This window comes from Streptomyces sp. NPDC008079, assembly GCF_042957385.1.
Lineage (GTDB): Bacteria > Actinomycetota > Actinomycetes > Streptomycetales > Streptomycetaceae > Actinacidiphila.
Genome location: NZ_JBIBIC010000001.1, coordinates 1,451,034 through 1,471,358, shown reverse-complemented (window position 1 = coordinate 1,471,358; position 20,325 = coordinate 1,451,034). Strand labels below are relative to the sequence as shown.

Below are 20,325 nucleotides of genomic sequence, written 5' to 3'. Positions count from 1 at the left end.
ACATGAAACGCCCGCTACCTGTTCTTTCGCAGGACACACACCGGCATGGACCAGTCCCACACAGCACAACCTCCGCGCACGCACAGACGGAACCTCAAATTCCAGCCCAACTTTTGCTGCAAGTCCGGTTCGGGTCCTTGCACGGGGTGACCCCGGCGGCCCGACACGGCAAACTGGCACGGACGGTGCCGAACCCTCGGTCCCGTGCGCCATGCGGACAACTGTTCCGTCCGGCGATGAACGATTGATATACGTGCGGGCGACGGGCCGCGGGGGCGCCCGGCTTCGCGAATAATCGGGTCACGCACCATTCAGCGCCCGGCGGCCGACCACCGCCGGAGGCTGGCACAAGCAGTGCGCCGCTCCAGGCGCGGGTACACAATGAGCAGGTCCACGTTCAGGGGGCAGAGATGGAAAGCAGGACGGAACCGGGCAACAGCCTGCGGTTCGCGGTCCTCGGTCCGGTGCGCGCCTGGCGAGACGACGAGCCGATCGTCACCGGCGCACCACAGCAGCGCGCCTTGCTGGCCGCGCTGCTGCTGCGCGGCGGGCGCACGGCGACCGCGTCGGAACTGCTCGACGCCGTCTGGGGAGAGTCACCGCCCAACACCGCGCTCGCCGCGCTGCGTTCGTACGCCTTCCGGCTGCGCAAGGCGCTCGGCCCCGAGGCCCTGGTCACCGACTCCGGCGGCTACTCGTTGCGGGTCGCCGACGACGCGCTGGACTGCGCCGTCGTGGAGCGGCTGGCCGCCGAGGCCGACAAGCAGCGCGCCGTCGACCCGGTCCGCGCCCGCGAACTGCTGGGCACCGCGCTGGAGATGTGGCACGGCGAGCCGCTGGCCGGCCTTCCGGGGCCGCACGCCGAGACGCAGCGCAACCGGCTCGCCGAATGGCACCTCGGCCTGATCGAGACCCGTCTCGAACTGGACCTGGAGCTGGGCGCGCACGCCGAGGCCGTCTCCGAACTCACCGCGGTCTCGGCCGAACACCCGCTGCGCGAGCGGCTGCGCGCCCTGCTGATGCTGGCCCTCTACCGCAGCGGCCGGCAGGCCGAGGCGCTCGGCGTCTACGCCGACACCCGCCGCCTGCTCGCCGAAGAGCTGGGCATCGACCCGTCGGCCGAGCTGAAGGACCTGCACCAGAAGATCCTGGAGGCCGACCCCTCGCTCGCCGCCCCGGCCGGTTCCGCCGCCGGACCGGCCGAGATCGTACGGCCCGCGCAACTGCCCGCGACCGTCGCGGACTTCACCGGCCGCCGCAATGTGGTCAGGGAACTGAGCGAGCAACTGGCCCAGGCGTCGCAGGGCAGCGGGGTGATGGCGGTCTCCGCCGTCGCGGGCATCGGCGGCGTCGGCAAGACCACGCTCGCCGTCCATGTCGCCCACGCGGCCCGCGACTCCTTCCCCGACGGGCAGTTGTACGTCGACCTCCAGGGCACCGACCCACGCCCGGCCGAACCCGAGGCCGTACTCGGCTCGTTCCTGCGCGCGCTCGGCACCCCGGACTCCGCGATCCCCGAGTCGCTGGCCGACCGCGCCGCGCTCTACCGCTCCACCCTCGACGGCCGCCGCGTGCTCGCGCTGCTCGACAACGCCTACGACGCCGCGCAGATCCGCCAGTTGCTGCCGGGCACCCCCGGCTGCGCCGCCCTGGTCACCAGCCGGGTGCGGATGGTCGACCTGGCGGGCGCGCATCTGGTCGACCTCGACGTGATGTCGCCGGAGGAGGCGCTCCAGCTCTTCACCCGGATCGTCGGCGAGGAGCGCGTCACCAGCGAACGCCAGGCCGCCCTCGACGTCGTGGCGGCCTGCGGCTTCCTGCCGCTGGCCATCCGGATCGCCGCGTCCCGGCTGGCCGCCCGCCGCACCTGGACCGTCTCCGTACTCGCCCACAAACTGGCCGACCAGCGGCGCAGGCTGGACGAACTGCGGGCCGGGGACCTCGCGGTGAAGGCCACCTTCGCCCTCGGCTACGGCCACCTGTCGGCGCCGCAGGCCCGCGCCTTCCGGCTGCTCTCGCTCGCCGACGGCCCGGACATCTCGCTGCACGCGGCGGCGGCCACCCTCGACCTGGACCCGTACGAGGCCGAGGAGTTGCTGGAGGCACTGGTCGACATCAGCCTCATCGAGTCCGCCGCGCCCGCCCGTTACCGCTTCCACGACCTGCTGCGCCTGTACGCCCGCGAGTGCGCGGAGCGCGACGAGACACCGCGGGAGCGCTGCGCGGCGCTGTCGCGGGTGCTGGACTTCTACCTCGCCTCGGCCTCCTGCGCCTACGAGTTGGAGAACCCCGGCGACCGCGTCCTGGACCACCTCGCCCTCACCGCGCACTCCGGCCTGACCTTCGGCGCCCCGGACGAGGCCCTGGAATGGCTCTTCTCCGAGGCGCAGAATCTGCTGGCGGCCGTCCAGCAGGCCGCGGACGGCGGCTGCGAGGGCCCGATGCGCCGCGCCGTCGACCTGCTGCTGGTCGCCCAGGACCTGATGGAGTCCGGTGTCTACGCGCGGCAATACGAGCAGGCGACGCGGACACTGGTGACGACGGCGCACGACTGCGGGGACACGCTGGTGGAGGGGCGCGGGCGGATCTGGCTCGGCCAACTCCTGCGGATGTCGGGCCGGTTCGAGGAGGCCGAGACCGAGGCCAAGCGCGCCCTGGTGCTCGGCCTGGCCGCCGAGGACCCGATGACGTCGAGCTACGCGCCCAATCTGCGCGGCAGCATCGCCCATCAGGGCCAGCGCTTCGAGGCGTGCGCGGAGTACCACACCACCGCCCTTGAGGCTTTCCGCGCCGACGGCAACAAGCACGGCGAGGCGGCGGCGCTCAGCAATCTCTCCCGCGCGCAGATCGAACTGGGCGACATCGCCGCCGCGGTGGCGGCGACCGAACGGGTCGTCGCGATCTACCGCGAACTGGGCGCCGGCTTCCGGCTCGGCAACGGCCTGTACGCGATGGGCATCGCGCTCACCGCGGAGGGCCGCCTCGACGACGCGTTGAGCTGCCTCACCGAGGCACTGGGCATCTTCCGGGAGGCGCGGCAGCAGTTCTGGGAGGGCATGACGCTCTTCCGGCTCTCCAAGGTTCACCTCGCGGGCGGCAGTTGGCGGCAGGCCGCCGCCCACACCGAGCAGTCGCTCGTCATCCTCCGCGAGGTCGGCGGCGAGTGGCGCACCGCCAACGCCCTGACCGTACTCGGCAGCGCGCTCGACGGCATGGGCCAGCCGGTCCGTGCCCACGCCTGCTGGCACGACGCCCTGGCCGTCTTCACCGCGCTCGGTTCACCCGAAGCGGCCGATGTACGGCGCCTGTTGGGGGACGAATCATCCCCCTCTGTCGCGGTATAAGCCCAGGTCGATTCGCTCAACGCGCCCGTTTATCAGTTGATTATCGGTGGATGCCACGATTCCATCACTGCACGAGCTGCCCGCTCGGTGGTGTACGGGGGTCGCCACCGGGCGGGCTTTCACGACAGCACGTCCCCAAGCACACAGGGAGAGCACCATGAGCACCGAAGTTCCGAAGCTTCCGAAGACGGACCCGCCGGTCGACCCGGACAACTTCCACACCGACGGCACCGAGCAGACGGCTCCGGACGGGCTCCTCACGCCGAAGAAGCCCGTCGTCAAGCCGGACAACTTCCACACGGACGGCACCACCAAGTAGCTTCCGTACCCCGCTCTGGGGAGGGCGGGGCCGCGGAGGACCCCAAGGGGACCGCAGGGGGACCCACGGGGTTGATCAGGGGAAAACAGCACGGGGCAACAGGGGAACACGGGGGATCGGGGGACCGGGGAACCTCGGTGGGGGCCGAGGGGGACCGGTGAAAGCCGCCCAAGGGGGGGCCGGGTGACTGCGGGGGGTTCCACAGCACGCACCCGGGGGCGCACCAAAGACTGACCGCGGCGCGGAGGGGGCGCCGCGGTCAGTCCGCGTCCGGGTCCGGTGCCGGGCGCGGGTCAGTCCGCTTCCGCGGGCCGGGGCCGCTCGCAAATCAAGCCTCGTCAGGGGCCGGGCCGGGCGCGGGTCAGTCCGCGGCCGTACGCAGCTCGTTCTTCTTGACCTTCCCGCCCGCGTTGCGCGGGAGTTCGGGGACGAAGCGGACGCCGCGCGGGACCTTGTAGTTGGCCATTTCGCGGCGCGACCACGCGATGAGGTCGTCGGCGGTGAGGGTGGAGCCGGGGCGGCGGACAACATAGGCGCGGCCGACCTCGCCGAGGCGGGGGTCGGGGACACCGATGACGGCGGCGTCGCGGATGTCGGGGTGGCGCAGCAGCAGTCGCTCGATCTCCGCCGGGTAGGCGTTGAAGCCGCCGACGATGTACATGTCCTTGAGGCGGTCGGTGATCCGCAGATTCCCCTCGGGGTCCAGGACGCCGATGTCGCCGGTGTGCAGCCAGCCGTCGGGGTCGACGGCGCGGGCGGTGCCCTCGGGGTCCTCGAAGTAGCAGGACATGACGTGGTAGCCGCGGACCAGGACTTCGCCGGGCGCGCCGGGCGCGGCGTCGACCCGTACCTCCGTGTCGGGGATGGCGCGCCCCGAGGTGACGGCGACGGTCGCGGCCGGGTCGCCCCTGCGGCACATGGTGACGGTGCCGGACGCCTCGGTGAGTCCGTACGCGGTCAGAACGGTGGCGATCCGCAGTTCGGCGCGCAGCCGTTCGACGAGTTCCAGCGGGATGACGGCGGCCCCGGTGACGACGAGCCGCAGCGCGGACAGGTCGTGGGCGGCGCGCGCCGGATGGTCGAGCAGCGACTGGTGCAGGGTGGGCGGGCCCGGCAGTACGGAGATCCGCTCGGCGGCGATGTTGGCGAGGACGGTGTCCACGTCGAAGACGGGCTGCGGCACGATCACGGCGCCGCGCATCAGGCAGGCGATGACGCCCGCCTTGTAGCCGAAGGTGTGGAAGAAGGGGTTGACCACCAAGTAGCGGTCCCCCGCGGTCAGTCCGGCCAGCGCGCTCCAGACGCCGTATACGCGCAGCGTCTGGGCGTGCGTGATGACGGCGCCCTTGGGGTGTCCGGTCGTGCCCGAGGTGAAGATGATGTCGGAGGGGTCGCCGGGCGCCACGGCGTCGGCGCGGGCGCGTACGGTCGCGGCGGGTACGTCGGCGCCGGCCGCCACGTAGCCGTGCCAGGACAGGAATCCGGTGGGCGGCGCGTCGTCCCCGAGGACGACGACGTCACGCAGGTGCGGCAGGCCGGGCAACGGTCCCTCGCCGTCGCCCTCTCCCGCGGCGCGGCGCAGCGCGGCCACGTACGACGTGCCGAGGAAGGTGCCGGTGACGAACAGCAGCCTGGCGCGGGTGCGTTGGAGTATCCAGGCCGCTTCGGCGCCTTTGAAGCGGGTGTTGAGCGGGACGAGGACGCCGCCCGCGCTGACCGCGCCGAGCGCGGCGACGATCCAGTTCAGCGAGTTGGGCGCCCAGATCGCGACCCGGTCGCCGGGGCGCAGTCCCGAGGCGACGGCCGCGGCGGCGGCACTTTCGACGCGGGCGCCGAGTTCGGCGTAGCTGACGCGGGTGCGGCCGTCCACGACGGCCTCGTGCTCGCCGTGGGCGCGGGCGGCGGCGCGCACCAGGCGGGGCAGGGTGCCCCAGCGGAGATCGGCGCGGGGGTCGTCGGCGGGTGAACCGGCCGTGGATGAACCGTCGTTGAAGGCACCGCCCTCGGATGAGGCGTCGCCGTACGAGGTGTCGCCGTGCGAGGTGTCGCCGTACGAGGTGTCGCCGTACGAGGTGTCGCCGTACGAGGTGTCGCGCGGATCGTCGTCCCGCAGGTCCACATCCATGACGTCCTCTCCCGTAGCTGACTACCCGTCAGATTAACGGTAGCCTGACGACCTGTCAGCAGTTCGTCAGTGCATCCGGGGACCCGCGGAGGTGTGTGCCCATGGGCGGCGCTGCCCTGAAAGACGCGACGGCCATCGTCGGGATAGGCCAGACACCGTTCGCCAAGTCGCTCCCGGAGTCGGAGAAGACGCTCGCGTGCCGGGCGGTGCTCGCCGCGCTCGACGACGCGGGCATCGACCCCGGCGAGGTCGACGGCTTCGCCTCGTACACGATGGAGGACACCGACGAGGTCGAGCTGGCCAAGGCGATCGGCGCGGGTGATGTGACCTTCTTCGCCAAGTCCGGTTACGGCGGCGGCGGTTCGTGCGCGACCGTCGCGCACCTCGCGGCGGCCGTCGCCACCGGTCAGGCGTCGGTCGGCGTCGCCTGGCGGTCGCGCAAACGCGGCTCGGGACCGCGCCCGTGGAGCAGCACCACCGTCCAGCTCCCCATCCCGGCGCAGTGGTCCCGGCCGTACGGTCTGCTCCGCCCGGCCGACGAGATCGGCATGCTCGCCCGCCGCTACATGCACGAATACGGCGCCACCCGCGACCACTTGTTCAATGTGGCGCTCGCCTGCCGCAACCGCGCCAACCAGAATCCGGCCGCCCTGATGTACGAGCGCCCGCTGACCCGCGAGATGTACATGACCGCGCGCTGGATCAGCGAACCGCTCTGCCTGTTCGACAACTGCATGGAGACCGACGGGGCCCTGGCCTGCGTCGTGGTCTCCGCCGAACGCGCCCGCGACTGCCGCCGCAAGCCCGTCTACGTGCACTCCGCCGCGCAGGGCCTGCCCGCCCAGCACCACGGCATGGTCAACTACTGGACCGACGACCCGCTCACCGGACCGTCCTGGACCGCCGCCCGACACCTGTGGAAACAGGCCGACTTCGGGCCGCAGGACGTCGATGTCGCCCAGATATACGACGCCTTCACCCCGCTGATCCCGCTCTCCCTCGAGGGCTACGGCTTCTGCGGACGCGGCGAGGGCGCCGCCTTCACCGAGGGCGGCGCCCTGGAGACCGGCGGACGGCTGCCGATCAACACCGGTGGCGGCGGCCTGTCCGAGGCGTACGTCCACGGCTTCAACCTCATCACCGAGGGCGTCAGGCAACTGCGCGGCACCTCCACCGCCCAAGTCCCCGACGCCGCCACCTGCCTGGTCACGGCGGGCGAGTGCGTCCCCACATCCGCTCTGCTGCTGAGGAGTTGACAGCCGCGATGCTGCTGCCGGTCATCGACGAGGACGGCGCGCCCTTCTGGGAGTACGCGCGCCAGGGCGAGTTGCGCGTCCAGGCGTGCGCCGACTGCGGACGGCTCCGCTTCCCGCCGCGCCCCTGCTGCCCGTACTGCCGGTCCTTCGGGTCCCGCTGGGAGCGGATGAGCGGACGCGGCCGGATCTGGTCCTACATCGTCGCCCACCCCCCGCTGCTGCCCGACTACGCCGAGCAGGCCCCGTACAACGTGATCGTGGTGGAACTGGCCGAAGAGGCCACCCCCGAGGGCGGCCGGATCCGGCTGGTCGGCAACCTCGTCGCCCGCGCCGACGCGCGCCTTGACTCCGTGGACCCGGCGCGACTGCGGATCGGCGCCGCCGTGAAGGTGGCCTTCCCCGACCCGGCCGCCACGGACGGCGTCGTCGTACCGCGCTGGCTGCTGGAGCGGCCATGAGCGTCCGGCGCACGGAGGCCGGTGACGGGGTCGCGCTCGTCACCCTCGACCGGCCCGAGCGGCACAACGCCCTGGACGGCGCGACCGTGGACGGGCTGCGCGAGGTGTGGCGCGACCTGCGCTTCGACGACGCGGTACGGGCGGTGGTCCTCACCGGCGCGGGCGACCGGGCATTCTGCACCGGCGTCGACCGCGGCCTCGACGTGCCGCAGCCGTCGTCCCCGTACTGCGTCGACGACCCCCTGCTCACCGCGGGCCCCAAGGCCAACGACCTGTGGAAGCCGGTCGTCGCCGCCGTCAACGGCATGGCCTGCGGCGGCGCCTTCTACCTCCTGGGCGAGGCCGAATTTCTCATCGCCGCGGAAGACGCCACCTTCTTCGACCCGCACACCGCATACGGCATGGTCAGCGCCTACGAGTCCGTCCTCATGGCGCAGCGCATGCCCTACGGCGAGGCCATGCGCATGTCCCTCATGGGCACCGCCGAACGGGTGAGCGCGCGACGGGCCTACGAGACCGGTCTCGTCTCCGAGGTCGTACCAGGCCCCGACCTCCTCGCCACCGCTCTGCGCGCCGCCGCCGTCCTCTCCTCCTACCCGACCGAGGCCGTCCAGGGCACCGTGCGCGCCGTGTGGTCGGCCCGGGAGGCGGCCCGCGCGCACGCCACCGCGCTCGCGCCGCACCTCATCGCCCTCGGCAATCTGCCGCCGGAGCGGCAGGCGGAGCTGTTCACCGGGCGCGCCCGGGGGCCCGCCGCCTTCCGGTTGAGGTGAGCGCGGCTCACGTGGCGGGTGCGACGGTCGCGGCGTAGCGTCGGCCCCGAGGGGGCTGAGCGAGCGAAGCGAGGCGACCACGAGATGTTCCGCACCGTCGTCGGGTCGCTTCTCGCCCTCATCGGAGCGGCGGGCGCCGTCTGGAGCCCCTTCCGTGCCTGGTACGGCGGCCGCCACGGCTCCGGGATCCGGGTCGACGACCTCTTCACCGGGGTCGGCGTGACGCCTGACAAGGCGGCCCTCCTCGGCTCCCTCTTCCTCCCCATGGCCTTCGCCGCCCTCCTCACCCTCCTGGGCGTCCTCCTCCGCTCCCGCCTCACCCTCGCCCTCGCCGCCCTCCTCGTTCTCGGCATCACCATCCTCTGGATGGTCCGCCAGGGCCAAGCCTCCGGCTCCCTCACCGCCGGCGGCAACGGCCTCGACTACGGCGTCGCCACCGCCTTCGCCTCCGGCCTCCTGCTCCTCCTCGCCGCCGCCGTCCTCCCCGGCCGCCACCGGCCGCGCCGCGCCACGCCGGTTTTCGAGGAGCCGCGGTACGACGAGCCGACGTACGACACGTCGGCGGACGGCCGGTATGACGAACCGCCGTATGACGAACCGCCGTATGACGAACCCCGCTACGAGGAGGAGGAGGAGACGGGGCGGGGTGCCCCAACAGAAACCAGCGGGCCACTCCCACCCATCAGCCCGCCCGGCGTTTGAGGGCAAAGAGGCGGGCGGGCGGGCGGGGAAGAACCCACTACGCCCGACGCGAAGTCGCCCCGGTCCCCTTCGTCGCGTCGAGCGCGTACACGCACCGGTCCTTCGAGCACGCGTACACCACCCCCTCCGACGTCACCGGCGACCCGGTGATCTCCCCGCCGGTCTCAAGCCGCCACCGCAACTGCCCCCCGGCCGCGTCGACCGTGTACAGACAGTGGTCCTTGGACCCGAAGTGCACCCGCCCGGCCGCCACGGCGGGCGAGCCGACAATCTCGTTCTGCGCCGCGAAGCGCCACCGCGGCGCGCCACTGACGGCGTCCAGCGTGTAGAGCGCGCTCCCCGCGCCGAGGTGCAGCGCACCATTGGCGACGATGACGGGCTCCAGCGACTGCCGCGGCTCGGTGGCGACGCGCCAGCGCGCGTGCCCGTCGGCGGGATCGAGGGCGTAGACGGTGCCGAGGTGGTCGGCGACGTACACGCCGCCGCCCGAGACGCCGGGCCCCGGCACGTGCGCGGGCGGCGAGAACATGACGGCGGGGGCGTCGAAATGCCAGCGCTCGGCGCCACTGCGGGCGTCGAGCGCGACGACCCGCGTCCCGGCGGTGAGGTGCACGATGCCGTCCGCGACGACCGGCCGGGTGGGCACGGAGCCCGCGACGCCGGGTTCGCCGACCGGGTACGACCACATCTCGGCACCGGTGAGGGAGTCAACGGCGTGCAGGTGGCCGCCGCCCTGGTAGTAGACGGCGCGGCCGAGGACGGTGGGCCCGGAGTCCGGGGACTCGAATTCGGTCTGGGCGCCCGACCGCTCCCAGCGCAGTCCGCGGCGCGCCGCGTCCCACGCCTGGATGCCGCCGCCGCGGGTGGCGGTCACGACCGTGCCGGAGTCAGCGCGCAGCGCGTACACCCAGCCGTCGATCGCCGTACGCCAGCGCTCGCCGCCGTCGACCGCGTCGAGCGCGAAGAGGCTGGGGCCGTCGGAGGCGTGGATACGGCCGCCGTCGACGGCCATCGTCCAGGCGACGTCGCGGGTCTTGAACTGGCGGCGCCCGCTGGCCACATCGAGCGCGTGCACCTCGAAGGAGGTGACGTAGAGGAGTCCGCCGGAGACGACGGGGGTGCCCCACACGTCGTTCGACATGCGGAAACGCCACGGCCGCCACTCGCCGGGAGCGGCGGCCTGGGACTGGAGGCCCGACTGGGCGCCGTGCTGGGCCTGCTGCGACTGCGGCTGTGATTGCTGCTGCTGTGACTGCTGCTGTGACTGCGGAGCCTGCTGCGCTTGCTGGCCCTGCTGCGCCGGGAGGGCGGCGGGGGCCTGGGCCGCGCCGCCGTTCGCCACGGCACCCGCGTTGGCGCCCGCGTTGGCGTTCGCACGGTGCGCGCCCGCGCGGCGGCGTACCCAGTCCGTACCGGGCGCGGCCCCCGCCTTGTGGTCCGCCGCGTCCGCGACCCGCATCCCGGGACCGATCGGCGCGGAACCGGCGAGCTGGACCGGAACGGCGGAGGCGGGACCCGAGGTGGGACCGGAGCCGGGGCCCGCCGCGGGTCCCGCCGCGGGGCCGGATACGGGTACGGGCGCGCGGTGGTTGCCGCGGCCGTCGGGCGCGCCCGCGTGCGCCGGTGCGTTGTTCGGCGGCTGCTGCGGCCGGGGCGGGGAGTTCGGCGGGAGCGGCGGCGCGTTGCCGGGCAGTTGCGGGCCCGCGGCGTGCGCGCCCCGGCTGCCGCCCGCGGCGACGGCGGGCCGTCCGCTGCGGCGCTGCTCTATCAACGCGACCGCGCCGGGCGGCAGCCAGGCCGACGCCGTACCCGTGTCGTCGCCGCCGGTGGAGTACAGATGCGGTGCGAGCTGCGCCTGGAGGTCGGCGGGGGTGGGCCGCCGGTCCGCCTCCATCCGCATGCAGGACTCGATGAGCGGGCGCAGCTCGGGCGGCAGGCCGTGGAGATTGGGGCCCTCGCGCAGCAGCATGAAGACGGTCTCGACGGGGTTGGCGCCGTGGAAGGGCGCGTGGCCGGTCGCGGCGAAGACCAGGGTGGAGCCGAGCGAGAAGATGTCGCTCGCGCCGCGCACGCTGCGGGAGTCGCGGGCCTGCTCGGGCGACATGTAGGCGGGCGTGCCGACGGCCACGTTCGTCATGGTCAGGCGGGTGTTGGAGACGCCGGACGCGATGCCGAAGTCGATGACGCGCGGCCCGTCCTCCACGACGAGAACGTTCGACGGCTTCATGTCGCGGTGCACGAGACCGGCGGCGTGGATCGACTGCAACGCCTCCGCGATTCCGGCGGCCAGCCACCGTACGGCCTGCGCGGGCATCGGGCCCGCCTCGTTGACGATCTCCTCCAGCGACGGGGCCGGGACGTAGGCGGTGGCGAGCCACGGGACGGCGGCGCGGGGGTCGGCGTCGACGACGGCCGCGGTGTAGAAGCCGGAGACCGCGCGGGCGGCCTCCACCTCACGCGTGAAGCGGACCCGGAAGAGCTGGTCCTCGGCCAGTTCGGCGCGCACGGTTTTGATCGCCACGCGGCGGCCGGAAGCCGAGCGGGCGAGATAGACCAGCCCCATGCCGCCGGCGCCGAGCCGCGCCAGCACCTCGAAAGGGCCGATCCGTCTCGGGTCGTGCTGCGTAAGCTGCTCCACCACTGCCCTGCCACCTCCCCGTGCCCGCGTTGCCCGCGCTGTCGCGGCCTTACCCCGTGCTGCGCGCCGTACCGTCGTTCCGTTGTCGCTCTGCCGTCGTGCTCTGGTGCTGTGGTGCTGTGGTGCTGTCGTGCTGTGGTCGCTCTGCCGTTGTCGCCGTGCTCGTGCCGTGCTGTCGTGATCGAGCGCTTGCGCCCGCCTGTACTGCTTTGCCCGCTCTGCGCGCTCCGTACCCCGTTCGACCGGCCCAAGCGCCAGGGTACGGGCCTGATTCTTCCTGGGATGGGCGCCGGTTGCGAACCCGGGGCCGCCGCGACACGCCCGGAGAGCGAACTCGTTATCATCCGCCATTCGCACCGTCTCCGGCGCGCGGCGCGCCGAACGAGGCGTCCGGGAGGGAGGCATGGGACGCACGTGGCGCACCGGCGGCGTCCAAGTGCCTTACGGGGCGGGCGAGTCGGGACCGGCCCCCGTGGACGGGGGGCCGCGCGGGTCGGTCGCGGGGCGGTGGGGTTCAGCGCGGCGGGGAGGACGGGGACGGGCCGCCCGGCGCGAAGAGGTCGGCCGCCACGGCGGCGCGATGCCGGGTGGAATCGCCCCACGCGGCGGAGAGCGCCCACACCCGGCGCAGCCAGAGCGAGAGGTCGTACTCGTCGGTATAACCGATCGCGCCGTGCACCTGGAGGCACCCGCGCGCCGCTTTCCCCGCCGCCTCGTTAGCGAAGACCTTCGCCATGGCTGCGTCCCGCGCCGCACTGGGCAGCCCGTGGTCGTACGCGTACGCCGCCCGCGCCACCACAGGCCGCGCGAATTCCACGGCCAGCAGGACGTCCGCCAGCCGGTGCTTCACCGCCTGCCGCTCGCCGATCGGCGACCCGAACTGCACGCGGCCCTTGGCGTAATCCACCGTCCGCTCCAGCATCGCCGCCGCCGCGCCCACCAGGTCGGCCGCCGCCCCGATCGCCCCGATCCGCGCCGCCATCCCGGCCGCCTCCCCCCACTCCCGCGCGAGCACCCGCCCGCCACCTTCCGCCACACGCGCCAGCCCCCGATTCGGGTCGACCCCGGCAACGGGCGTACGCGGCCCGGCCCCCGCCTCCCGCAGCTCACCGTCTTCCGTGACCACCAGCACGTGATCAGCGTGGGCGGCGTGCGCGACAACGGGCTGACCTGCTGGTTCGGATACGGATACGGATGCGGACGTGCGTACGGATGCGGACGCGGGTACGGGTCCCGGCGCCGGAACCCGGGCGGGAAGGGACACGGCGACGGTCACCGCGCCCTCCGCCAGCCCGCGCAGCAGATCCGCCCCTTCCGGCAGCCCCCCGAGCAGTTCCGCCGCGACCGCCGCCTCCAGCAAAGGCTCGGGCAGGCACGCGCGGCCCGCCTCCTCGGTGAGCGCGACGAGCGCCTGCGCGCCCAGGGGCGGCTCGTCGAGGTGCTGCCCTCCGAGGTGCTGCCTGCCGGAACCGCGGCCGCCGGGACCGTAGCTGCCGGAACCGCGGCCGCCGGAACCGTGGCCGCCGGAACCGTAGCTGTCGGGACCGTAGTCGTCGGCACCGGGACCGGAACCGAGACCGAGGCCGCCGTACTCCTCCGGGACCAGCAGCCCGGTCGCCCCGACCTCGGCGAGCGCCCGCCAGCGGTCCCGCGAGAACCCGGCGCGCACGTCGGCCGGTGTGCAGCGCGCCGCCAGCAGCTCGCGGGCGGTGCGGGCGAAGAGCTGTTCGTCGGGCGTGGGCGCGAGTCTCATCGGCGGGGCTCCCGGGGGAGGCCGAGCAGCCGCTCGGCGATCACATTGCGCTGGATCTCGTTGGTGCCCGCGTAGATGGGTCCGGCGAGCGCGAAGAGGTAGCCGTCCAGCCACGGCCCGCACCGCTCCGCCTCCGCGCCGAGGACGCGCAGCGCGATGTCGTGCAGGTCGAGGTCCAGTTCCGACCAGAAGACCTTGTTCAGCGAGGACTCCGGCCCGCTCTCCTTGCCCTCCCGCATCCGCGTCACCGTCCGGTAGGTGTACAGCCGGTACGCCTCCGCCCGCATCCACACGTCCGCCACCGCGTCCCGGTGCGGCGCCGCCTGTTCCGGGCGCAGACGGCACAGGTCGAGCAACCGGTCGGCCGCCGCCAGGAACCGTCCGGGGCTCCGCAGACTCAGCCCCCGCTCGCTCCCGGTGGTGGACATCGCGATGCGCCACCCCTCCCCCGCCTCCCCCAGGACGTCCCGGTCGGCCACGAACACGTCGTCCAGGAACACCTCAGCGAATCCGGCCTCCCCGTCGAGCTGCCGGATCGGCCGTACCGTCACGCCCGGCGCCGCCAGGTCGACCATGAAGTACGTCAGGCCGTGGTGCCGCCGCGAGTCGGGGTCGCTCCGGAAGAGGCCGAAGAGCCGGTGCGCGTAGGCCGCCCGCGAACTCCACGTCTTCTGCCCGCTCAGCCGCCACCCGCCGCGCGCCTCGTCCCGTACCGCCCGCGCCCGCAGATTCGCCAGGTCTGAACCCGCCTCCGGCTCCGACCAGCCCTGCGCCCACACCTCCTCCCCGCTGGCCATCGGCGGCAGCACCCGCGCCCGCTGCTCCTCCGTACCGAAGGCGAAGACGGTGGGCGCGAACAGGAAGATGCCGTTCTGCCCGACGCGCCCCGGCGCGCCCGCCCGCCAGTACTCCTCCTCGAAGATCAGCCACTCGTCCAGGCCGAGGCCCCTTCCCCCGTACTCCTCCGGCCATCCGACGACCGCCCACCCGGCCTCGTACAGCGTCCGCTCCCACTCCTGGTGCGCGCGGAAACCGTCCGCCGTGTCCATCGACGGCAGCGGCTCACGCGGCACCCGACGGGCGAGCCAGTCCCGTATCTCCCGCCGGAACGCGTCCTGTTGAGCACTGAAGGAAAGGTCCGTCACCGCGCTAGGATAACCGACTATCTGACGGATCGTCAGATCCCGGTACGGCCAGGACGCACCTCATCGCACGCCACCGCGCCCTCACCTCAAGGCACGTCACCTCACATCGCCTCACCTCTCTCATCACCCTCTCGTCACCTCTCGTCACCTCCCAGTCCTGCGAGAACGGAGCCCCCGATGCCCGAGGCCTACATCGTCGAAGCGGTACGCACCCCCGTCGGCCGCAAGAACGGCGCGCTCGCCCCCGTCCACCCCGCCGACCTCGGCGCCCATGTGCTGACCGCCCTGGTCGAACGCGGCGGCTTCGACCCCGGCGCCGTCGAGGACGTCGTCTTCGGCTGCGTGGACGCCATCGGCGGCCAGGCCGGTGACATCGCCCGCACCTGCTGGCTGGCGGCCGGACTGCCCGAGCACGTACCGGGCGTGACCGTCGACCGGCAGTGCGGCTCCTCCCAGCAGGCCGTGCACTTCGCGGCGCAGGCCGTGCTGTCCGGCACCAGCGACCTGGTCGTGGCGGGCGGCGTCCAGAGCATGTCCCGGATACCGATCGGCGCGGCCATGGTGGTGGGCCGCGAGTACGGCTTCACCGATCCGTTCTCCGGGTCCACCGGCTGGCGCGCCCGCTACGGCGACCAGCCCGTCAGCCAGTTCGGCGGGGCCGAACTCATCGCCCGCGACTGGGACATCAGCCGCGAGGACATGGAGCGCTTCGCCCTGGAGAGCCACCGTCGCGCCCTGCACGCGCTCGACAGCGGCTGGTTCGCCCGCGAAACGGCCGCCCTCCCCGAACTCGCCACCGACGAGGGCCCCCGCCGCGACACCTCGGCGGAGCGGATGGCCGCCCTGCCGTCGATCGTGCCCGGCGGCCGGCTCACCGCGGCCCTGTCCTCGCAGATCTCCGACGGCGCCGCCGCGCTGCTCGTCGCGAGCGAACAGGCGGTGCGCGACCACGGCCTGACCCCCCGCGCGCGGATCCACCATCTGTCCGCCCGCGGCTCCGACCCGATCCGCATGCTGACCGGGCCGATCCCCGCCACCGAACACGCCCTGGCCAGGACGGGCATGTCCATCGGCGACTTCGACGCGGTGGAGATCAACGAGGCGTTCGCGTCCGTGGTGCTGGCCTGGCTGAAGGAGACCGGCGCCGACCCCGACGTGGTCAACCCGTGCGGCGGCGCCATCGCCCTCGGCCACCCGCTGGGCGCGACCGGCGCCCGGCTGATGACCACCCTGCTGCACCACCTGGAGCGCACCGGTGGCCGCTACGGCCTCCAGACCATGTGCGAGGGCGGCGGCCAGGCCAACGTCACCGTCATCGAACGGCTCTGATCCGGCTCACGCGCCGGGTATCGAGCCGCTCCTGCGCGTCACGTCGATGATCGCGAACCTCGCGCCCTGGTCGTCGGCGACGACGGCCATCCGTCCGAACGGCGAGTCCTCCGGTCCCATGACGACCCGTCCGCCGAGCCGTCCCACGGTGTCGGCGGCGGCGTCGCAGTCCGCGACCACGAAGTAGACCTGGAAGGCGGGCGGCTCGTCCCCGCCGCCGGACGCGCTGTTCATCCGGCCGGCGAGCTGGCCCTCGGGGTCGCCGGGGCGGGACCACACCTTGTAGTCGAAGTGGACGCCGTCACCGACCTGCACGCCGTCGTAGCCGAACACCGTCTCGTAGAAGGCGTCGACCGCCGCCGCGTCCCGCGTGTGGTTCTCGGTCCAGCAGTAGGCACCGGGCACGTTGACCACGTCGAAGCCGGGGTGGCCGCGGAGCTGGAAGGCGCCGAAGAAGGAGCCGCCCGGGTCGACGGCGCCGACCAGCACACCGGTGTCGCCGATCTCGTCGGGGCCGAAGACGACGTGCCCGCCCGCCTCGGTGATCTTGGCCGCGGTCTTCGCGGCGTCCGCGGTGGCCAGGTGTATGCCCCAGGCCGTGGGCATCGACTCGTCCATCTTGCCCATCAGGGCCGCCGCGTTCTTCCCGTCGAGCTTGGCCAGCGTGTAGTGCCCGAACTGCTCGCCCTGGTCCTCGAACGTCCAGCCGAACAGCTCGCCGTAGAAACGCCGCCCGGCCGCGAGGTCGGGAAGCGAGACGTCGGCCCAACAGGGAGCGCCTTCACCGAATGCGGACATGAGCTGGTTCCTCTCGCGAATGTCTGGAATGCCACCGTAACCAGTGATCTTCCCGCCCGCACGAGAGAGAATTCGAACATATGGTCAATTCTTGAGACGGCCCAGGACTCCCTCGGTTTCGGCCATGATCCGGTCCACCAGCTCCGCGCACGAGGGCAGGTCGGCGATCACTCCCGCCACCTGCCCCGAGGCCATGACGCCCAGGTCAGCGCGCCCTTCGACCATCGCGGCGCGGAGCAGCACCGGGGTGTTCGCGGCCATCAGGACCTGCGGCCAGCTCAGCTCGCGGGCGCCGCGCATCGCCCGTCCCTCCCGGAGCATCGCGCGCAGCGGCGTCCCGGACAGCCGGGAGAAGCGGACGGCGTTGCGCAGCGCGCGCGGGTAGCGGACGAGGGGGCCGCCGCGTTCCAGCGAGCGGACGAAGTCGGTGGCGAGGACCCGGTGCGGCACCCCGTCGACCTCGGTGGTGACGAGGGTGCCGGTGACGTCGGCGGCCAGGTAGCGGTCCTGGACGGCGCGCGGCACGGGCGCGTCGGAGGTCAGCAGGAAGCGGGTGCCCATCGCGATGCCGTCCGCGCCGTAGGCGAGGGCCGCGACGAGGCCGCGCCCGTCGAAGAAGCCGCCCGCGCCGACCACGGCCACCCCGCTGCCCCGCAGCGCGTCCACCACCTGCGGCAGTAGCAGCGTGGTCGGCACCCGGCCGGTGTGCCCGCCGCCCTCGCCGCCCTGCACGATCACCGCGTCCGCGCCCCACTCGGCGACCTTCTCCGCGTGCCGCCGCGCCCCGACCGACGGCACCGCGACCATCCCCTCGTCGTGTGCGGCGCGGATCAGCTCCCTGGTCGGCGCCTGGGCGAAGGACGCCACCCGTACGCCCTCGCGGCCCATCAGCGCGATCCGCCGTGCCGCGTCCGGCGCGTCGGCCCTGAGGTTGACCCCGAAGGGCCGTCCGGGGGCCGCCGCCTTGACCTCGGCGACGGCCGCGGTCAGTTCGTCGTACGACAAGGTGGCGGCGGCCAGTACGCCGAGGGCCCCGGCGTTGGCCGCGGCGGCGACGAGGCGGGGGCGGGCGACGTATCCCATACCGGTCTGCACGATGGGGTGGCGGATGCCGGTGAGGTCGGTGAGGCGGGTGCTCAGCGGACCGTCGGCGGTCATGCGGGGACCTCGCGGTCGCGGGCGGAGCGCGGGTCGAGGACGTCGCGCAGGACGCGCAGTTCGGCGTCGGTGGGCTGTCGGGTGGTGGGGACGCGGGCCGGGACGGTGAGGCGGAAGCCGGTCGCCGCTACGACCTGCTCCAGGGTGACGCCGGGGTGCAGCGAGGCGAGCCGCATGTGGTGGCCGGGTCCGCCGAAGTCCAGGACGCACAGATTGGTGACGACCGTGCGCAGACCGTGGAAGCGCGCGGCGCGGCCGACGGCGGCGGCGCGGCCGTAGCCGATGCCGCAGACGACGTCGACGCGCTCGACGAAGGCGCGCGGGGCGTGCCGGGGCACCCAGTAGCTGGTGGTGTGGTTGACGGTGTTGCCGGGGGCGCCGCGCGCGCCGAGGAGCTGCCGGGTGGGGCGGGCCCAGGGGCCGATGCAGGAGATGTTGGCGTTGCCGTACGCGTCGATCTGGCTGGGGCCCATCATGACGTGGCGCCGCCCGCGCGCGGCCAGGTCGAGGACCGCGCGGTAGGGCAGCCAGCCCTCGACGGTGAGCGCGTCGGGTGCCGCCCCGAGGGGGATGTCACCGGCCAGCAGATAGGCCAGACCGTCGCTGAGCACCAGGTCGGGGGCGAAGGTGGCGCGGGCGAGGCGGGCGCCGAGGGTGGGCACGACGCCCATGGGGCTGGCCAGGATCTCGCCGTCGCCGCGCCAGGCGTCGGCGCAGGCGGTGACGCAGATCTCGGCCCTGGTGGCGGGGCCGGTCGCCGCGGCGGTCGAGTCGTTCGGGGGCGCGGTCGGGCCGTTCGGGGGCGCGGTCGGGCCGTTCGGGGGCGCGGTCATCGGGCCGCCTCCTCGTGGAAGTTATCCACAGCCTGTTGATAAGACGATTCATCCATATGGCTGAGGAAGCGTTCGGCGAAGGCGGCCCAGGCCGCCGGGTCGGCCGCGGCGGTCGCGTAGGCGCGCTGGAACGGCTCGTCGCGGCCGTATTCGGGTGGGCACTCGGTGAAGTGCGCGCCGCGCGGTGCCTCGATCACGCCATGGGTGAGGTAGCGGTGCAGGACGAGGGCGTGCACGCACCCCGCCTCCTTGAGCAGGTCCGCGGTGGGCACGACGCGTTCGGCCGACACATAGGCGGCGTCCGCGGCCTGGCAGAACAGGTCGTCGAAGAACTGGTCGGGCCCGGTGAGTGCGGCGCTGCCCGCGGGGTCGGCGAGGTTGGCGTGCACCAGGGCGGCGTCCAGCCGCAGCGGCGGTACGGCGACCACCTCGTCCCCGGTGCCGTAGGGGTCGGGGAGCACCCGCAGCTCGGGCGCGTACCGCAGCACGTCGGCGCCGAGCCCGGCGCGTACCGGCATGAAGGGCAGCCGGAGGGCGGCGGCGCGCAGCCCGGCCAGGAACATGCCCTCGTCCATTTCGAGCGCCTTGACGGTGCCGTTCTCGCGGGCGGCGCGGAAATGCGGCTCCAGGGGGACGGAATCGAGGGTGACGAAGCCGTAGACGACCTTGCGGACCTTGCCCGCCGCGCACAGCAGGCCGACATCGGGGCCGCCGTAGGAGACCAGGGTGAGGTCGGTGAGCGGGGAGCGGAGGATCGCGCGCACCAGGGCCATCGGTTTGCGGCGCGAGCCCCAGCCGCCGATGCCGACGGTCATGCCGTCGGCGAGGTGCGCTATCGCCTCGTCGGCGGTCATGCGCTTGTCCGTCATCCGGCGCCTCCCTCGGTGAAGGCGTCGCGCAGCCGGTCGCCGACGCCCGCCAGGTTGAGTTCGAAGGTGAAGCCCTGTTCGTAGCGGTAGGAGCGCTTGACGTCGACCGGGTCGATGCCGTTGAGCGACTGTTTCGCGGCCCTGACCACCTGCGGGTCCTTGGCGGCGACCGCGGTGGCGATCTCGACGGCTGCGTCGCGCAGACGATCCCTGGGGGTGAGCGCGAGGACCGTGCCGTAGCCGTGCAGCTCGGCGGCCGTGGCGTTCTGCGACGTGTAGACCATGTGCCGCATGCGCTGCTGCGGTACGAGCCTGGCCAGGTGCGTGGCGGCGCCGAGCGCGCCCCTGTCGACCTCGGGCAGGCCGAAGTACGCGTCATGGGAGGCGATGACCAGATCGGCGTTCCCGGCCAGGCCGACGCCGCCGCCGAGGCAGAAGCCGTGCACGGCGGCGATCACGGGGACCGGACAGTCGTAGACGGCGGAGAAGGCGGCGGCGCATCCGGCGTTGGCGCCGAGCAACGCGTCGAATCCGGCGGTGCTCTGCATCTCCTTGAGGTCGACCCCCGCGCAGAATCCGCGGCCCTCCGCGCGCAGGACCACCGCCCGCACCTCGGGGTCCGCGCCCTGCGCGGTGAGCGCGTCGGCGAGTGCGAACCAGCCCTTCACGTCGATCGCGTTGACCGGCGGCGCGTCGATCACCACTTCCGCGACGCCGGTCCCGGGGCGTGCCACCTGTATCGCCATGCGCCGTCCTCCGCCCGCTCGTTGGCCTTTTACGGATGTACGGATCGGGATCCCGACCGATGTCCGGCACAGATCTGAC

The 20,325-nt window shown here is 73.3% G+C and carries 16 protein-coding genes; 7 read left to right on the top strand and 9 right to left on the bottom strand.

Annotated elements, in window-relative coordinates:
• The first annotated feature begins 410 nt into the window (after positions 1 to 410).
• Positions 411 to 3,344 (top strand): BTAD domain-containing putative transcriptional regulator, encoded by a 2,934-nt coding sequence (locus tag ACFZAM_RS06490; protein WP_355337675.1) that lies wholly within the window; start codon positions 411 to 413, stop codon positions 3,342 to 3,344.
• Between the two features lie 157 nt (positions 3,345 to 3,501).
• Positions 3,502 to 3,663, top strand: a complete 162-nt coding sequence (locus tag ACFZAM_RS06485) for a hypothetical protein (RefSeq protein WP_355337672.1) — start codon at positions 3,502 to 3,504, stop codon at positions 3,661 to 3,663.
• Positions 3,664 to 4,024: 361 nt separating this feature from the next.
• Here the strand turns inward: ACFZAM_RS06485 and ACFZAM_RS06480 are convergent, their stop codons facing one another.
• Positions 4,025 to 5,788 carry a FadD3 family acyl-CoA ligase gene (locus ACFZAM_RS06480; protein ID WP_391043233.1) on the bottom strand — a complete coding sequence of 588 codons (1,764 nt, stop codon included), beginning with the start codon at positions 5,786 to 5,788 and terminating at the stop codon, positions 4,025 to 4,027.
• A 101-nt stretch (positions 5,789 to 5,889) separates the two neighbouring features.
• Between ACFZAM_RS06480 and ACFZAM_RS06475 the strand changes: the two genes are divergently transcribed.
• The 4 genes from ACFZAM_RS06475 to ACFZAM_RS06460 all read left to right on the top strand — a co-directional run bounded on the left by ACFZAM_RS06475 (position 5,890) and on the right by ACFZAM_RS06460 (position 8,977).
• Positions 5,890 to 7,044 (top strand): lipid-transfer protein, encoded by a 1,155-nt coding sequence (locus tag ACFZAM_RS06475; RefSeq protein WP_391043232.1) that lies wholly within the window; start codon positions 5,890 to 5,892, stop codon positions 7,042 to 7,044.
• 8 nt (positions 7,045 to 7,052) lie between these two features.
• The gene (locus ACFZAM_RS06470) at positions 7,053 to 7,502 is read left to right on the top strand and encodes an OB-fold domain-containing protein (RefSeq protein WP_391043230.1); all 450 of its coding nucleotides are present in this window, start codon (positions 7,053 to 7,055) and stop codon (positions 7,500 to 7,502) included.
• Positions 7,499 to 8,275 carry an enoyl-CoA hydratase-related protein gene (locus ACFZAM_RS06465; protein ID WP_391043227.1) on the top strand — a complete coding sequence of 259 codons (777 nt, stop codon included), beginning with the start codon at positions 7,499 to 7,501 and terminating at the stop codon, positions 8,273 to 8,275. Before ACFZAM_RS06470 ends, ACFZAM_RS06465 begins: the two co-directional genes overlap by 4 nt.
• Before the next feature lie 84 nt (positions 8,276 to 8,359).
• Positions 8,360 to 8,977, top strand: a complete 618-nt coding sequence (locus tag ACFZAM_RS06460; RefSeq protein ID WP_391043226.1) for a hypothetical protein — start codon at positions 8,360 to 8,362, stop codon at positions 8,975 to 8,977.
• A gap of 37 nt (positions 8,978 to 9,014) precedes the next feature.
• Here ACFZAM_RS06460 and ACFZAM_RS06455 read toward each other — a convergent pair whose 3' ends face one another.
• The 3 genes from ACFZAM_RS06455 to ACFZAM_RS06445 form a co-directional block, all read right to left on the bottom strand.
• Positions 9,015 to 11,618, bottom strand: coding sequence for a PQQ-binding-like beta-propeller repeat protein (locus ACFZAM_RS06455; RefSeq protein WP_391043224.1), 2,604 nt, complete (start codon positions 11,616 to 11,618; stop codon positions 9,015 to 9,017).
• A 511-nt stretch (positions 11,619 to 12,129) separates the two neighbouring features.
• A complete protein-coding gene (locus tag ACFZAM_RS06450; RefSeq protein ID WP_391043222.1) occupies positions 12,130 to 13,368 on the bottom strand; it encodes an acyl-CoA dehydrogenase family protein in 1,239 nt (412 codons plus the stop codon).
• Positions 13,365 to 14,513, bottom strand: coding sequence for an acyl-CoA dehydrogenase family protein (locus tag ACFZAM_RS06445; RefSeq protein WP_355337648.1), 1,149 nt, complete (start codon positions 14,511 to 14,513; stop codon positions 13,365 to 13,367). Before ACFZAM_RS06445 ends, ACFZAM_RS06450 begins: the two co-directional genes overlap by 4 nt.
• A gap of 177 nt (positions 14,514 to 14,690) precedes the next feature.
• Here ACFZAM_RS06445 and ACFZAM_RS06440 point away from each other — a divergent pair, with 177 nt between their 5' ends.
• Entirely contained in the window at positions 14,691 to 15,842 is a 1,152-nt protein-coding gene (locus ACFZAM_RS06440; RefSeq protein ID WP_391043218.1) for an acetyl-CoA C-acetyltransferase, read from the top strand.
• A 6-nt stretch (positions 15,843 to 15,848) separates the two neighbouring features.
• Here the strand turns inward: ACFZAM_RS06440 and ACFZAM_RS06435 are convergent, their stop codons facing one another.
• From ACFZAM_RS06435 to ACFZAM_RS06415, 5 genes are all read right to left on the bottom strand, one after another.
• Positions 15,849 to 16,640: a VOC family protein gene (locus tag ACFZAM_RS06435; RefSeq protein ID WP_355337642.1), complete on the bottom strand. Its 792-nt coding sequence runs from the start codon at positions 16,638 to 16,640 to the stop codon at positions 15,849 to 15,851.
• Positions 16,641 to 16,724: 84 nt separating this feature from the next.
• Positions 16,725 to 17,798, bottom strand: a complete 1,074-nt coding sequence (locus tag ACFZAM_RS06430) for a nitronate monooxygenase (RefSeq protein WP_391043216.1) — start codon at positions 17,796 to 17,798, stop codon at positions 16,725 to 16,727.
• Positions 17,795 to 18,631, bottom strand: coding sequence for a CoA-transferase (locus ACFZAM_RS06425; protein WP_391043213.1), 837 nt, complete (start codon positions 18,629 to 18,631; stop codon positions 17,795 to 17,797). The genes ACFZAM_RS06430 and ACFZAM_RS06425 overlap by 4 nt, the downstream gene beginning before the upstream one ends.
• Entirely contained in the window at positions 18,628 to 19,500 is an 873-nt protein-coding gene (locus tag ACFZAM_RS06420) for a CoA-transferase (RefSeq protein WP_391043211.1), read from the bottom strand. The genes ACFZAM_RS06425 and ACFZAM_RS06420 overlap by 4 nt, the downstream gene beginning before the upstream one ends.
• The gene (locus ACFZAM_RS06415) at positions 19,497 to 20,246 is read right to left on the bottom strand and encodes an enoyl-CoA hydratase family protein (RefSeq protein ID WP_391043208.1); all 750 of its coding nucleotides are present in this window, start codon (positions 20,244 to 20,246) and stop codon (positions 19,497 to 19,499) included. The genes ACFZAM_RS06420 and ACFZAM_RS06415 overlap by 4 nt, the downstream gene beginning before the upstream one ends.
• Between the last annotated feature and the right edge of the window lie 79 nt (positions 20,247 to 20,325).

What these genes read in the sequence shown, in the direction of transcription:
- ACFZAM_RS06490 (WP_355337675.1), top strand. Translation starts at nt 411, where the DNA reads ATGGAAAGCAGGACGGAACCGGGCAACAGCCTGCGGTTCGCGGTCCTC.
- ACFZAM_RS06485 (WP_355337672.1), top strand. Translation starts at nt 3,502, where the DNA reads ATGAGCACCGAAGTTCCGAAGCTTCCGAAGACGGACCCGCCGGTCGAC.
- ACFZAM_RS06480 (WP_391043233.1), bottom strand. Translation starts at nt 5,788, where the DNA reads ATGGATGTGGACCTGCGGGACGACGATCCGCGCGACACCTCGTACGGC.
- ACFZAM_RS06475 (WP_391043232.1), top strand. Translation starts at nt 5,890, where the DNA reads ATGGGCGGCGCTGCCCTGAAAGACGCGACGGCCATCGTCGGGATAGGC.
- ACFZAM_RS06470 (WP_391043230.1), top strand. Translation starts at nt 7,053, where the DNA reads ATGCTGCTGCCGGTCATCGACGAGGACGGCGCGCCCTTCTGGGAGTAC.
- ACFZAM_RS06465 (WP_391043227.1), top strand. Translation starts at nt 7,499, where the DNA reads ATGAGCGTCCGGCGCACGGAGGCCGGTGACGGGGTCGCGCTCGTCACC.
- ACFZAM_RS06460 (WP_391043226.1), top strand. Translation starts at nt 8,360, where the DNA reads ATGTTCCGCACCGTCGTCGGGTCGCTTCTCGCCCTCATCGGAGCGGCG.
- ACFZAM_RS06450 (WP_391043222.1), bottom strand. Translation starts at nt 13,368, where the DNA reads ATGAGACTCGCGCCCACGCCCGACGAACAGCTCTTCGCCCGCACCGCC.
- ACFZAM_RS06440 (WP_391043218.1), top strand. Translation starts at nt 14,691, where the DNA reads ATGCCCGAGGCCTACATCGTCGAAGCGGTACGCACCCCCGTCGGCCGC.
- ACFZAM_RS06435 (WP_355337642.1), bottom strand. Translation starts at nt 16,640, where the DNA reads ATGTCCGCATTCGGTGAAGGCGCTCCCTGTTGGGCCGACGTCTCGCTT.
- ACFZAM_RS06430 (WP_391043216.1), bottom strand. Translation starts at nt 17,798, where the DNA reads ATGACCGCCGACGGTCCGCTGAGCACCCGCCTCACCGACCTCACCGGC.
- ACFZAM_RS06425 (WP_391043213.1), bottom strand. Translation starts at nt 18,631, where the DNA reads ATGACCGCGCCCCCGAACGGCCCGACCGCGCCCCCGAACGGCCCGACC.
- ACFZAM_RS06420 (WP_391043211.1), bottom strand. Translation starts at nt 19,500, where the DNA reads ATGACGGACAAGCGCATGACCGCCGACGAGGCGATAGCGCACCTCGCC.
- ACFZAM_RS06415 (WP_391043208.1), bottom strand. Translation starts at nt 20,246, where the DNA reads ATGGCGATACAGGTGGCACGCCCCGGGACCGGCGTCGCGGAAGTGGTG.